Origin of the sequence: Hydrogenophilus thiooxidans (assembly GCF_019049855.1) — a bacterium.
Taxonomy (GTDB): domain Bacteria; phylum Pseudomonadota; class Gammaproteobacteria; order Burkholderiales; family Rhodocyclaceae; genus Hydrogenophilus; species Hydrogenophilus thiooxidans.
This window is the reverse complement of sequence record NZ_JAHLSY010000020.1, coordinates 20,346-33,347: the sequence shown is the minus strand read 5'-3', so window position 1 is coordinate 33,347 and position 13,002 is coordinate 20,346. Positions and strand designations below refer to the sequence as shown.

Annotated in this window: 11 protein-coding genes; all 11 read right to left on the bottom strand. The window is 64.5% G+C overall.

The features are described from left to right. Positions 1-1,342 (bottom strand): ATP-binding protein (locus tag KUL93_RS09240; RefSeq protein ID WP_217126764.1); only part of this gene is annotated, 1,342 nt, incomplete at its 3' end. Between the two features lie 43 nt (positions 1,343-1,385). Then, on the bottom strand, positions 1,386-2,186 hold the full coding sequence (locus KUL93_RS09235) for a hypothetical protein (RefSeq protein WP_217126763.1): 801 nt from the start codon (positions 2,184-2,186) through the stop codon (positions 1,386-1,388). Between the two features lie 12 nt (positions 2,187-2,198). Then, positions 2,199-3,155 (bottom strand): hydroxymethylglutaryl-CoA lyase, encoded by a 957-nt coding sequence (locus tag KUL93_RS09230; RefSeq protein WP_217126762.1) that lies wholly within the window; start codon positions 3,153-3,155, stop codon positions 2,199-2,201. Beyond that, on the bottom strand, positions 3,152-5,221 hold the full coding sequence (locus KUL93_RS09225; RefSeq protein ID WP_217126761.1) for an acetyl-CoA carboxylase biotin carboxylase subunit: 2,070 nt from the start codon (positions 5,219-5,221) through the stop codon (positions 3,152-3,154). The genes KUL93_RS09230 and KUL93_RS09225 overlap by 4 nt, the downstream gene beginning before the upstream one ends. 19 nt (positions 5,222-5,240) lie before the next feature. Continuing rightward, positions 5,241-6,044: an enoyl-CoA hydratase/isomerase family protein gene (locus KUL93_RS09220; RefSeq protein ID WP_217126760.1), complete on the bottom strand. Its 804-nt coding sequence runs from the start codon at positions 6,042-6,044 to the stop codon at positions 5,241-5,243. 15 nt (positions 6,045-6,059) lie between these two features. Continuing rightward, positions 6,060-7,667 (bottom strand): carboxyl transferase domain-containing protein, encoded by a 1,608-nt coding sequence (locus KUL93_RS09215; protein ID WP_217126759.1) that lies wholly within the window; start codon positions 7,665-7,667, stop codon positions 6,060-6,062. A gap of 21 nt (positions 7,668-7,688) precedes the next feature. Continuing rightward, complete coding sequence (locus KUL93_RS09210) at positions 7,689-8,285, bottom strand: 2-hydroxychromene-2-carboxylate isomerase (protein WP_217126758.1); 597 nt, start codon at positions 8,283-8,285, stop codon at positions 7,689-7,691. Positions 8,286-8,322: 37 nt separating this feature from the next. Beyond that, positions 8,323-9,444, bottom strand: a complete 1,122-nt coding sequence (locus KUL93_RS09205) for an acyl-CoA dehydrogenase family protein (protein WP_249419397.1) — start codon at positions 9,442-9,444, stop codon at positions 8,323-8,325. A 10-nt stretch (positions 9,445-9,454) separates the two neighbouring features. Then, on the bottom strand, positions 9,455-10,489 hold the full coding sequence (locus KUL93_RS09200) for a DMT family transporter (RefSeq protein WP_217126756.1): 1,035 nt from the start codon (positions 10,487-10,489) through the stop codon (positions 9,455-9,457). Then, complete coding sequence (locus KUL93_RS09195; protein WP_119334369.1) at positions 10,486-11,676, bottom strand: acetyl-CoA C-acetyltransferase; 1,191 nt, start codon at positions 11,674-11,676, stop codon at positions 10,486-10,488. The genes KUL93_RS09200 and KUL93_RS09195 overlap by 4 nt, the downstream gene beginning before the upstream one ends. 93 nt (positions 11,677-11,769) lie before the next feature. Beyond that, positions 11,770-12,942, bottom strand: a complete 1,173-nt coding sequence (locus tag KUL93_RS09190; RefSeq protein WP_217126755.1) for an isovaleryl-CoA dehydrogenase — start codon at positions 12,940-12,942, stop codon at positions 11,770-11,772. Positions 12,943-13,002: the final 60 nt, after the last annotated feature.

The following is a 13,002-nucleotide window of genomic DNA, read 5'->3' as shown; positions in this document are numbered from 1 at the left end:
CGATGCAGCCGTGGTTGGTGACGTCCTCGGCAATGAGCTCTAGCCCCAACGCCGCAAGGTGGCTATAAAAGACGCTTGCCCAGTACCCTTCGTAGTGGGTGATCGGGTTTGCGCGGTACCAGTCGTGCGGGATGCTGGCGTAGAGGCGTTCGAGGTGTTGGCGCAGTCCGTCGATCTCGCCACGCACCAGCGCTTCATAGGCGCTCAGGGTTACCCGTTCAGCGAGCGAAGGGTCGCCCATCAGCCCTTTGAGTAGCGCATCGTTGAGGCTGTAGGCCACTTCCAGGTTGGGGTAACCCAGTTCGTATTCGATGCGTGCGCCAATACGCCGTTGCCCCCGGAAGGTGAGGTAGCCCGTCTGCCAAAGAAGCGCTTCGGGGGCCATCGCGTCAACATCAAACGCCGAAAGAAGCGCTTCCGAGGCAAACGTGCGCGTTAGCTGCGGAGTAAAGAAGCGCCGCTGCATGAGGACGTCGACCAAAAAGGTGGGCGTGCCCGTTTCGAACCAGTAGGGGCGAAATTCGCGCTTTTGAAAAAGAAGCAGCAGGTCGAAGGGGTTGTAGACCGCTTCTCCCAACCAGTTGTAGCCGTTGTACCAGAGGCGAATCTGGTCGCGATCGAGCCCTTCGAGCTCCGGGGCGAAGACCGCGTCGAGGTCTTCCTCGGTGTAGCCGCAGATGGCCGAGTACTGGGCGTCGACGGTGATGTCGTTGAGGTTGTTGAGGCCCGAAAAGATCGAGACTTTGCTGAATTTGGAAACACCGGTGAGGAACGCAAAGCGGATGTGGGCGTCTTGCCCTTTGATCACCGAGTAGAGGTTGCGTAGCCCTTCGCGCATCGCACGGGCAACCTCTGGCGTGGTGAGGTTATCGAGGATCGGTTTGTCGTATTCGTCAACCAGCACCACGACGCGCTGGCCGTAGCGGGCATGTGCCCCTTCGATGAGGCGGATGAAGGTTTCCGCGATGTCTGCGTCAAGGGGCAGTTCCACACCGAGCGTACGGGCATTGTGCGCGAGAAGCGAGCGAATGCGCCGTTCGAGCTCAGCACGCGTTTCCAGCCGCCCTTCGGCAAAGCTCAGACGCACCACCGGGTAGCGCACATTCCAGTCCCAGCGGTCATGAATGTAAAGCCCGCGAAAGAGCGGTTCGTTGCCAGCAAACAGTTCCGCAAGCGTGTCGAGAAAGAGGCTTTTACCGAAGCGCCGCGGGCGGGAAAGGAAGTAGTGGGTGCCGCTTTCGATGAGGCGTAGCGCATACGGGGTCTTGTCGACGTAATAGTAGCCCTCTTCGCGGATCTTCGCGAAGGTCTGGATCCCAATGGGGAGCTTGCGTTTGATCATCGAGCCCCGTTCGACGTAATGGTTTGTTTGCTTTGCCGCCCAATTATGGCACAAACACTCCAACCCGCAACTGCCGTTCCCAGTGGGGAGAGAGCTCGCCACAGGGAGCAATGCGCCACACCCATTGGCGCAGCGGCGGCTGAGGCAACTCGAACCCGAAAAGCGTCGATTCGTCGGGGGGAAGCGGCAATGCAGCGTCTGCGGCGGTGGTGGCGCGCAACGGACAGAGGTGGTGCGTTGCCGCATAGTCGGTGATGAGAAGCGTTGCAACGCCCAGCATCGTCATTTGCCGCCAATGGGCGGCGATCACTTGCTGCGCCCAGGGGTCGCACACGGTATCCGGCACACCGTGCGCCGCCAGCCAAGCAAGCGGCACCACGGGAAGTTGCGCCATCACGTTGAGCGAGACGACCGCGTCGGTATCGGCTGGCAGCGGCCAATCGGGCTTCGGGTCGGGCAGGCGGTTGCAACGATCCAGCAGCGCCGCGGCAACCCCGGCGATGTCCCATGTGGCGAACGAAACCTGGGGCAGCCGCACAGCGCGCCAGCGGATCGCCCACGGATGGACGAGATCAACAAGCAGGATGCGCTGCCATTGGGAAGCGAGCGCTTCCAGAGGGAGATCCAAGCCGGCGCCAGAGCCGAGCACAACGAGGGTACGGCGGCGCGGTTGCTGCGCGGAAAAGGCGAGAACGGCGTTGCGACTCTGCTCGAGATGGGGCGCCCACGCGGCGCGGCAGCGGCGGTACCGCGCGGTGATCGCCACCGCTTCCTTGAGGTAGCCGAGCCGCCGCGCGGCCCACGGCGCTGGGGTAATCAGCCAGGTGAGCGCTTCGGCGAGCATCGCGCGGCAATGCTACCCGGCCGATTTCCCCCCGCACCCGGCGTCGCGGTTCGTCTTCTCCTTGCGCGCAAGCGCGAGCGCCACCCGTGAGTTGGGGGTGCGTCCCAGTTGCGCGCTGATCCACCACGCGGTGTCCACGAGCGGTTCGAGCGCTACCCCCGTTGCGACGCCCATGCGCTCGAAGAGGTAGACGAGCGCTTCGGTGGCGACGTTGCCCGCCGCACCGGGGGCGTAGGGGCAGCCACCCAAACCGCCCACCGAAGCGTCGAAGGTTGCCACGCCCATTTGCCACGCCGCAACGACGTTTGCGACCGCCATTCCGTAGGTGTCGTGGAAGTGACCAGCCAGGCGATCCATCGGCACCTCCGCTGCGACCGCGGCAAGCATGCGTTCGATGGTATCCGGCGTACCGACACCGATGGTGTCGCCCAGCGAAATCTCGCGGCACCCCAGTTCCCACAGCGCTTTCGCCACCCGCGCGACCGCCTGCGGCGCGATTGCGCCTTCGTATGGGCAACCGACCACGCACGAGACGTAGCCCCGCACCGCGACACCCGCCGCACGGGCGCGCTCGATCACCGGGGCGAAGCGTTCGAGCGATTCCTGGATCGAGCAGTTGATGTTTTTCCGGCAAAAGGACTCGGACGCTGCGGTGAAGACGGCGATTTCCCGCGCACCCGCCGCGAGTGCCGCGTCCAGCCCTTTGAGGTTGGGGACGAGCACGGGATAGCGTGGCGCCGCGGCGTCGGCGTCGCGCATCAGTGTCGCCAGGAGTTCGGCGTGATCGGCCATCTGCGGCACCCATTTGGGCGAGACGAACGCGGTGACTTCGATCACCGGTAGCCCGGCTGCGCGCAGACGCGCGATCAGTTCGAGTTTGGTCGCGGTGGCGATCGGCGTGGCTTCGTTCTGCAGCCCGTCGCGCGGCCCGACTTCGACGATCGTCACCCGCTCTGGCCCGCGCTTCATCGTTCTTCCTCCTTGCTGGGCGCCGATGCGGCGTTCGCCTGCTCCAACGCTTCTGCCGCTTGGATCTCCACCAGTACCGCGCCGTCGCTCACTTGATCACCGGCGGCACAGTGCACCGCCGCGACGACGCCTGCGGCGGGCGCGGTCAGGGTGTGTTCCATCTTCATCGCTTCGAGCGTCAGGAGCGGTTGCCCGACTGCGACTTTGTCTCCCGTCTGGACGGAGACTGCGATCACCCGCCCGGGCATCGGCGCGGTCACCTGCCCTTCCGTCGCTGCGGCTTCACCGCCACGCCACTCCTCGGCCACTGCTTCGAAACGGAATGCACCGTCAGTGAGGAAGAGGTGGCGCTGTTCACCATGGACCATCACTTCGACGCGCGTGCGGAGTCCGTCGACCTCGAGCAGCAACGCGCCGTCGGGTTCGACCTGGTAGCGCACTTCGGCCCAGCTTTCCGCCGGTTGCGATTCGGTCGCGACGAACGCAAACGACCAGGTGCGCGCCTGCCGCCGCGCGCAGACGGTGCGCGTCTCGCCGCGGTACCGGAAGCGCCACCGCCGCTCTGCCGGCGCGTTCAACCGCCAACCATCGACCGCGGCCCACGGCGAATGGGGCTCCCCGCGTGCAACCGCCTGCGCACGCGCCGCTTGCGCTTCCCGTTCGAGCTCGGCACACGCGAGCGCCCACCACGCCCATTCGGGCGGGTTCCGGGTGGCGAAGAGCCAGTTTTGCTCGTGTTCGATGAGCGCAGTGGTGAGCCGCGCGTCACGAAACGAGGGGGCGGCGACCAGACGCAACAAAAACTCGACGTTGTTCGCGACGCCGACGATGCGCGTCGCGTTGAGCGCCGCTTCGAGTTTGCGCCGCGCCGCTTCGCGCGTTTCGCCCCAGACGATCAATTTGGCGATCATCGGGTCGTAATAGGGGGTGATCGTGTCCCCTGCAGTGACACCGGTATCGACGCGGAGATCGGGCGCTTCGGGCGGAAATTCGAGCACTGCGAGTTTCCCCGTAGCAGGGAGAAACCCCTTCTCCGGATCTTCGGCGTAGAGGCGCGCTTCGATCGCGTGACCGTGGCACGGGATCTGCTCTTGCGCGAGCGGGAGCGGTTCGCCCGCGGCGACCCGTAACTGCCATTCGACGAGGTCGAGTCCGGTGATCATCTCGGTGACCGGATGCTCGACCTGGAGCCGGGTATTCATCTCCATGAAGTAGAACGCACCATCTGGGGCGCGGATGAATTCGATCGTCCCGGCGCCTTCGTACCCCACGGCGCGCGCCGCCGCCACCGCGGCTTCCCCCATCGCCCGCCGTTCGGCGTCGCTCAACCCCGGCGCAGGCGCCTCTTCGAGCACCTTCTGATGGCGCCGCTGCACGGAACAGTCGCGCTCGAAGAGATAGACGGCGTTGCCGTGGCGGTCGGCGAAAACCTGGATTTCGACGTGCCGCGGCTCGAGCACGTAGCGTTCGACGAGCACCCGATCGTCACCGAACGCCGCCGCGGCTTCGCGGCGACAGGCGGTGAGCGCGGCCAGAAAATCTTCGCGGCGATCGACACGGCGCATCCCTTTGCCGCCGCCCCCTGCCGTCGCTTTGATGAGCACGGGGAAGCCGATGCGCTCTGCTTCGGCAAGGAGCCGCTCGTCGCGCTGATCGTCCCCGTGGTAACCGGGGGTAAGCGGCACGCCTGCTATGGCCATCAGCGCTTTGGCGTGCGCCTTGTCCCCCATCGCACGGATCGCCTCCGGGGGTGGGCCGATGAAGACGATCCCGGCTGCGCGGCACGCCTCGGCGAACTGCTCGTTTTCGGAGAGAAAGCCGTAACCGGGGTGGATCGCCTCGGCACCGGTTCGTTTCGCCGCGGCCAGGATCGCGTCGCTGCGCAAGTAAGAGTCCCGCGCAGGCGCGGCGCCGATATGCACCGCTTCGTCGGCAAGGCGCACGTGCCGCGCGGTCCGGTCGGCATCGGAATAGACCGCCACCGTGCGAATCCCCAGCCGCCGCGCGGTCTGGATCACGCGGCAGGCGATTTCGCCCCGGTTGGCAATGAGGATTTTTTGGAACATCACGCCTCCTTTCGCCGCGTCACGATTCGGCAATCCAACGCGCTGGCCGTTTTTCGAGGAACGCCGCAAGCCCTTCACGCGCTTCGGGGGTCGCGCGCACCCGCGCGATCCGCGCCGCGGTTTCCGCGCGCAGCGCCGCGTCGATCGGTTGGTGGGCGACAGCCGCGACGAGCGACTTCGCCTCCCAGAGTGCGTTCGGCCCCCCTTTGACGAGTTCGGCGATGAGGCCGTCGATCACGGAGTCGAGTTCGGTTTCGGGTGCCACCTCGTGGGCGATGCCCAACGCCAGCGCCCGCGCCGCCGGGATCCGTTCGCCGGTCTGAAAATAGCGCAGCGCTTGACGCGGCCCGATCGCACGCAACACGTAGGGGCTGATCGCCGACGGGATGATGCCGAAGCGGACCTCGGTGGTGCCAAATTGCGCCCGTTCGCTCGCGACACAGATGTCGCACGCGCACGCCAGCCCCATCCCGCCGCCCAGCGCCGCGCCATGCACCCGCGCGATGGTCGGTTTGCGGCAAGTGGCGATCGCGGCGAGCATTTCGGCTAGCCGCATCGCGTCTTCACGGTTTTCCGCTTCCGATGCCGCCCCCGCCGCTTTCATCCAGTCGAGATCCGCCCCAGCGGAAAAGCTCTTGCCGCGCCCCGCAAGGATCACCACCCGCACCCGTTCGGTTTGCGATAGGGCCTGAAACGCTTCGGTCAGCTCGGCGATCACTTGCGCGTTGAAAGCGTTGTGCACCTCGGGGCGATTCATCCAAACCCAAGTCGCGACACCCCCCGTCACGGGCCGCTCTTCGATCGTCAGTGTGGTGTAGCTCATTTCGTCTCTCCTGCGTCACATCCGAAAGACGCCAAAGCGCGTCGGTTGGATCGGGGCGTTGAGCGCAGCCGAGAGCGACAGACCCAGCACGCGGCGCGTTTCGGCCGGGTCGATCACGCCGTCGTCCCACAGCCGCGCGCTTGCGTAGTAGGGGTGCCCTTGCCGCTCGTATTGCGCGCGTATCGGCGCTTTGAACGCTTCTTCGTCTTCCACAGACCACGTTCCGCCTTTGGCTTCGATCGCGTCGCGCCGCACCTGCGCGAGCACACTCGCGGCTTGTTCGCCCCCCATCACCGAGATGCGGCTATTGGGCCAGGTCCAGAGAAAACGGGGCGAGTAAGCGCGGCCGCACATCCCGTAATTTCCGGCACCGAACGATCCGCCGATGATCGTGGTGATTTTCGGTACTTCGGCACACGCCACCGCGGTGACCATCTTCGCCCCGTCTTTGGCGATGCCGCCGTGTTCGTACTTCTTCCCGACCATGAACCCAGTGATGTTCTGCAAAAAGAGGAGCGGGATACCGCGCTGTGCGCACAGTTCGATGAAGTGCGCCCCTTTGAGCGCCGACTCCGAAAAGAGGATGCCGTTGTTCGCGACGATCCCGACCGGGTAGCCAAACAGCTCAGCGAATCCGGTGACGAGCGTCGTGCCGTAGCGCGCTTTGAATTCGTCGAAGCGCGAACCGTCGACAAGCCGCGCGATCACCTCACGCACGTCGAAGGGTTTGCGCAGATCGACGGGGACAACGCCGTAGAGCTCTTCCGGGTCGTACGCTGGCGGTTCGGCGTTGCCGAGCGCGAGCTGCACCGGTTTGCGCCAGTTGAGGTGCGAAACGATGCGCCGCGCCAGCGTCAGCGCATGGTGGTCGTTCTCCGCCAAGTGGTCGGCAACGCCAGAGATCCGGGTATGCACGTCGCCACCGCCCAGCTCTTCGGCGGTGACCACCTCCCCGGTTGCCGCTTTCACGAGTGGCGGACCGCCCAGGAAGATCGTCCCCTGGTTTTTGACGATCACCGTTTCGTCGCTCATCGCCGGGACATAGGCGCCGCCTGCGGTGCAAGAGCCCAGCACCACCGCGATTTGCGGGATGCCCTGCGCGCTCATGCGCGCCTGATTGTAGAAAATGCGGCCGAAGTGGTCGCGATCGGGGAACACTTCGTCTTGGAGCGGCAAAAATGCGCCGCCCGAATCGACCAGATAGACGCATGGCAAGCGGTTCTGTTCCGCAATCTCTTGCGCCCGCAGGTGTTTCTTCACCGTGAGCGGGTAGTAGGTCCCTCCTTTGACGGTCGCGTCGTTCGCGACGATCATGCATTCGACGCCGGCAATCCGACCAACCCCCGCAACCATCCCGGCGGATGGGGCTTCGTCGTCGTAGCAGCCGTATGCAGCGAGCTGCCCGATCTCCAAAAACGGCGAACCGGGGTCGAGCAGCACGTCGATGCGTTCGCGCGGCAACAATTTGCCGCGTGCGACGTGTTTCGAACGCGCGGCCGCGCCACCGCCTTCGCGAATCCGCGCGGAGAGCGCGCGCAGATCGTCTACCAATTCGCGCATCGCGCGCGCGTTGGTCTGGAACGTTTCCGATTTGACGTCGATCCGGGTTTCGATTCGTTTCATCTCACGAAGCTCCTTGCGTCGCTAAAACGGCCCTTCGGCCAGCCAACGCTCGATCTGCGGCAAACGATCGACGCCCCAAAACGGCTCTGCACCAATCCATACCATCGGCGAGCCAAAGACACCGCGGGCGATTGCCGCGTCACATTCGGCGCGCAGACGCGCTTTTTCCGCTGGCGACTGCATCGCGCTGCCAAGCGCGTCGGCGTCGAGCCCGAGTTCGCGCGCGATCGCCGTCAGCGTCTCGGCATCGGCGATGTTGCGTCCATCCCGGAAATAGGCGCGAAAGACCGCGATCGCCCACCGTTTTGCCGTTTCGCTCGACCCGTCGTTGAGGACATAGAACGCACGGGCGGCCAGGTGGGTGGAAACCGGGAAGGGGTCGGGCAACCGGAATGGGATGCCGTAAAAACGGGCGGAGCGAGCGAAATCGCGCTGCATGTACGGGCCTTTCAACGGATGTGACGGCAACGGCTTGTCACCGGTCTTTTGGTAGACCGCGCCCAACAAAAACGGTCGCCACACGACGGTTGCGTGGTGCCGTTGCGCCACCTCCTCGATCATTTCGGCCATCAAGTAGCCGTAGGGTGAGGAAAAGTCGAAATAGAAATCGAGCGTCATGCCACCTCCTCTTTTTCGTGGGGTTCTCGACTCGTGGTCACGCGATCCCATTGGCGATGAGGTCGCGTGCGATCACGAGTTTTTGGATTTCGCTCGTCCCTTCGTAGATCTGGCAGACGCGCACGTCACGGTAGATCCGTTCTACCGGGAAATCGCGCACGTAGCCGTATCCGCCCAAGATCTGGATCGCGGCCGACGCCACCCGTTCGGCCATTTCGGAAGCGAAGAGCTTAGCCATCGAAGCCTCTTTGAGGCACGGTTCGCCCGCGTCGCGTTTCACGGCAGCGTGCCAGACGAGTTGCCGAGCCGCTTCGATTTGGGTGGCCATCTCGGCGAGTTTGAATCCCACCGCTTGGTGGTGGACGATCGGTTGGCCAAAGGCTTCGCGCTCTTTCGCGTATTGCAGCGCCGTTGCAAGCGCCGCGCGCGCCATCCCGACGCTTTGCGCCGCAATCCCGATGCGCCCCCCTTCCAGGTTGGAGAGCGCGATCTTGTACCCTTGCCCTTCGGCACCGATCAGCGCGTCGGCGGGCACGCGACAATCCTCGAGCGTGATCTGTGCCGTGTCGCTTGCGTTTTGCCCCAATTTTTCCTCGATCCGACTCACCACGTAACCGGGTGTGGCGGTGGGCACGAGGAAACAGGAGATGCCGCGCTTACCGGCAGCGGGGTCGGTCACCGCGAAGACGATCGCAACATCGGCGTTTTTTCCCGTGGTGATGAATTGCTTCACGCCGTTCAATACCCAGCCGTCGGCGGTGCGTTCGGCACGCGTGCGGATTGCAGCGGCGTCCGAACCCACGTGCGGTTCCGTGAGGCAAAAACACCCGAGCGCTTCGCCGGTTGCCAGTCGGGGCAGCCACGCCGACTTCTGCGCGTCCGAGCCGTATTTGAGCAGGATCGAATTGACCAACGAATTCTGCACCGAAACGATCGTCGAGGTGGCGCCGTCGCCCGCCGCCACCTCTTCGATCACGAGCGCGGTGGCCAGCGTGTCGAGCCCCGCGCCGCCCCATTCGGCGGGTACGGTGATCCCCAACGCGCCCAACGCCCCCAGACCCTGCAACGCGTCGCGGGGGAAGGTATGGTCGCGATCCCACTGCGCCGCGAACGGGACGATGCGTTCGCGCACGTAGTCCCGGATCGCGTGTTGAATCATCCGATGCTCTTCACTCAGTAACACGACCTCGCTCCTTTGGTTTTTGGGTTGTCAATGTCACGCCGGTGAGCACCAGGAGGCCACCTACGAGCACCGGCCACGAAAGCGGTTCGTCCAACAACAGCCAACCGGTGACGACACCGGAAACCGGCACCAAGTTGATGAAGAGCGCCGCCCGCGCCGCACCCAAACGATGGACCGCTTCCGAATACCAAGTGTAGCCGAGCGCGGTAGCCAGCACCCCCATGAAGCAGACCGCCAACCACACCGTCTGTGGCCACGCTCGCCACCCGAGCGCTTCACCTTGCACGGCAGCCACGCCCCAAAGCAGCGTTGCGCCGATCAGCGCCGCCCAAAAGGTCACCGCAAGCGGGGAAAAAGTCTGGGTGGCCTTTTTGCCCAGGAAGGTATAGATCGTCCAGGTGGCGACGCAGCCCAGGATCAGCCAGTCCCCCACACCAACTGCGCCCGTAAGCAGCGCAACGGGGTCTCCTTTGCCGATCACGGTGAGGCACCCTACCAGCGCCACAACCGCACCGAGGTGTTGCCGCCAACCGTGCGGTTCGCCTGCGAGCCACCACGCCGTGACCGCGACCACAACGGGGTTGAGCGCGACCACCAGCGCGCCTCGGCCCGCGGTGACATGCTGCAACCCGTAGAGAAAAAAGAGGTTGTAGAGAAAAATGCCGAAAAAGCCCATTGCCGCGAGGCGCACCGCCGCAGACAAGGGATGGGACCGCGCCCCGCCCCCAAAGGGTGCCGTCAGGGGTACCGTTTGCCGCGTCGCCGACGGCGCAGCCGCCGCATCCGGCGGGGCACCCCTCGCACCAGCCTCTGGCAGCACGACAACCGGACGCCGCGGGGTGAGCGGCACGCCACGCAGCCGCGCGATCCCCCACAAAACCAGCGCTGCGAGCGTGAATCGCATCGCAGCGGCGGAAGCCGGAGCATCGAGCGCTTGCGCCACGATCCGGCCCGCTGGCCACGTTGCGCCCCACATCACCATCGCGGCAATGAGCTGAGCGTAGAGACGAAACGGGCTCACTCGAGTTCGATCGCCATCGCGGTGGCTTCACCCCCACCGATGCAGAGGCTCGCAACACCACGCTTGCCCCCGGTGTGGCGCAACGCCCCGATCAGGGTCACCACGATCCGCGCCCCCGAAGCGCCGATCGGGTGGCCCAGCGCACACGCCCCCCCGTGGATATTGACCTTTTCGTGCGGCAGGTTCAGCTCTTTCATCGCCGCCATCGTCACCACCGCAAACGCTTCGTTGATCTCGAAGAGATCGACCGCATCCGCGGTCCACCCCGCTTTCGCGAGCACCTTTTCGATCGCGCCAACCGGTGCGGTGGTAAACCACGCCGGCTCGTGCGCGTGGGTCGCATGTGCGACGATCCGCGCGAGCGGCGTGCACCCGAGCTGCTCGGCCGTTTCCCGGCGCATCAACACCAACGCCGCAGCACCGTCGGAGATCGACGACGCGTTGGCCGCGGTCACCGTTCCGTCCTTGCGAAACGCCGGCTTCAACAAGGGAATTTTGTCCAATTTCGCCTTGAGGGGCTGTTCGTCGATCTTCACGACCCGCTCACCCCCACGGTCGGTGATCGTGACCGGTTCGATCTCCCATTCGAACGCGCCGCTTTGAATCGCGCGGATCGCACGCTGGGTCGATTCGATCGCGTAGGCGTCCTGCTGTTCGCGGGTAAATCCGTAGTGCTGTGCGGTATCCTCGGCAAAGGTGCCCATCAAGCGCCCTTTGTCGTAGGCATCTTCGAGCCCGTCGTAGAACATGTGGTCGAGCACCTGACCGTGCCCCAAACGCATACCACTGCGCGCTTTGGGCAACAGATAGGGGGCGTTACTCATCGACTCCATCCCCCCCGCGACGACGACGTCGTAGCTTTCCGCTTTGAGTGCGTCGAACGCGAGCATCTGCGCTTTCATCCCCGAACCGCACACCTTATGGACGGTGGTGCACCCCACTGACTTGGGCAGCCCTGCACCCAATGCGGCTTGCCGCGCGGGCGCCTGCCCTTCCCCCGCTTGCAGGACGTTTCCCATCAGCACCTCATCGACCTGTTCGGGCGCAAGGTTCGCGCGCGCCACCGCCGCGCGGATCGCTGCCGCACCCAATTGCGGCCCGGTGAGTGCGGCCAGATCGCCCTGAAAAGCCCCCATGGGCGTGCGTGCCGCCGCAACGATCACGATATCGTTCGCGTTTTTGCTCATCGTTCTCTCCTCGTCTCTTTCCATTCCAATAGGGTCAAACCACAATCCTTCGTCCTGCGCCTGCCGTATTGCGCAACACAGCGCCGCATTCGATCACGCCGTCTCGGCCATCAACTCACGGCCGATCAGCCAGCGGCGAATCTCCGAGGTTCCGGCGCCGATCTCGTAGAGCTTGGCGTCGCGCCACAGGCGCCCCGTCGGGTATTCGTTGATATAGCCGTTGCCCCCCAAACACTGGATCGCTTCGCCTGCCATCCAAGTGGCCTTTTCCGCAGCGTAGAGGATCGCCGCCGCGCAATCTTTGCGCAGATGGCGGCTGTGGTCGTGCGCATCGAGCGCGCGCCCCACGGTATAGACGAACGCCCGCGTTGCGCTCCAGGTGGCGTACAGATCGGCGAGCTTGCCCTGCATCAACTGGAATTCCCCGATCGACTGCCCGAACTGTTTGCGTTCGTGCAGATAGGGCACTACCACCTCCATGCACGCATCCATGATCCCGAGTGGACCGCCGGCGAGCACCGCGCGTTCGTAGTCGAGCCCGCTCATCAAGACCTTCACCCCGCCCCCGACATCGCCGAGCACGTTCTCTTCCGGCACTTCGCAGTCATCGAAAAAGAGCGGGTAGGTGTTCGAACCGCGCATCCCCAGTTTGTCGAGTTTCGTGCCTGCCGAAAAGCCCTTCATCCCCTTTTCGACGAGAAACGCGGTGATGCCCCGCGGCCCGGCTGCCGGGTCGGTCTTCGCATAGACGACGAGAACGTCGGCATCGCCCCCGTTGGTGATCCACATCTTGCTGCCGTTCAACACCCAGCGATCGCCCCGTTTCTCGGCACGCAACTGCATCGAGACCACATCCGAACCGGCGTTCGGTTCGCTCATCGCCAGCGCCCCGACCCATTCGCCGGCGACGAGCTTGGGGAGATATTTCGCTTTCTGTTCCGGCGTGCCGTTGCGATGGATTTGATTGATGCAGAGGTTGGAATGAGCCCCGTAGGAGAGCCCCACCGCAGCAGAGGCGCGGCTGATCTCTTCCATCACGATGATGTGCGCCAGGTACCCCATATTGACGCCGCCGTACGCTTCGGAGACCGTCATTCCATGCACACCCAGATCACCGAGCTTTTTCCACAGGTCGGTCGGAAATTGATTCTCTTGGTCGATCTGTGCCGCGCGCGGTGCGATCTCTTTGTCACAGAAGGCGCGCACCGAATCGCGCAGCGCGACCAGCGTCTCATCCAACCCCATGTCGAGCGAAGGAATGGCCATCGTCCTCTCCTTTGGTATTACGTTTACGTCAACGTAACATTACCGAAATCCCCCCGCGAT

Bases quoted from the DNA above. Each gene is read 5' to 3' on its own strand.
- KUL93_RS09235 (WP_217126763.1), bottom strand. From the start codon at position 2,186: ATGCTCGCCGAAGCGCTCACCTGGCTGATTACCCCAGCGCCGTGGGCC.
- KUL93_RS09215 (WP_217126759.1), bottom strand. From the start codon at position 7,667: ATGAAACGAATCGAAACCCGGATCGACGTCAAATCGGAAACGTTCCAG.
- KUL93_RS09210 (WP_217126758.1), bottom strand. From the start codon at position 8,285: ATGACGCTCGATTTCTATTTCGACTTTTCCTCACCCTACGGCTACTTG.
- KUL93_RS09195 (WP_119334369.1), bottom strand. From the start codon at position 11,676: ATGAGCAAAAACGCGAACGATATCGTGATCGTTGCGGCGGCACGCACG.
- KUL93_RS09220 (WP_217126760.1), bottom strand. From the start codon at position 6,044: ATGAGCTACACCACACTGACGATCGAAGAGCGGCCCGTGACGGGGGGT.
- KUL93_RS09230 (WP_217126762.1), bottom strand. From the start codon at position 3,155: ATGAAGCGCGGGCCAGAGCGGGTGACGATCGTCGAAGTCGGGCCGCGC.
- KUL93_RS09190 (WP_217126755.1), bottom strand. From the start codon at position 12,942: ATGGCCATTCCTTCGCTCGACATGGGGTTGGATGAGACGCTGGTCGCG.
- KUL93_RS09225 (WP_217126761.1), bottom strand. From the start codon at position 5,221: ATGTTCCAAAAAATCCTCATTGCCAACCGGGGCGAAATCGCCTGCCGC.
- KUL93_RS09205 (WP_249419397.1), bottom strand. From the start codon at position 9,444: ATGATTCAACACGCGATCCGGGACTACGTGCGCGAACGCATCGTCCCG.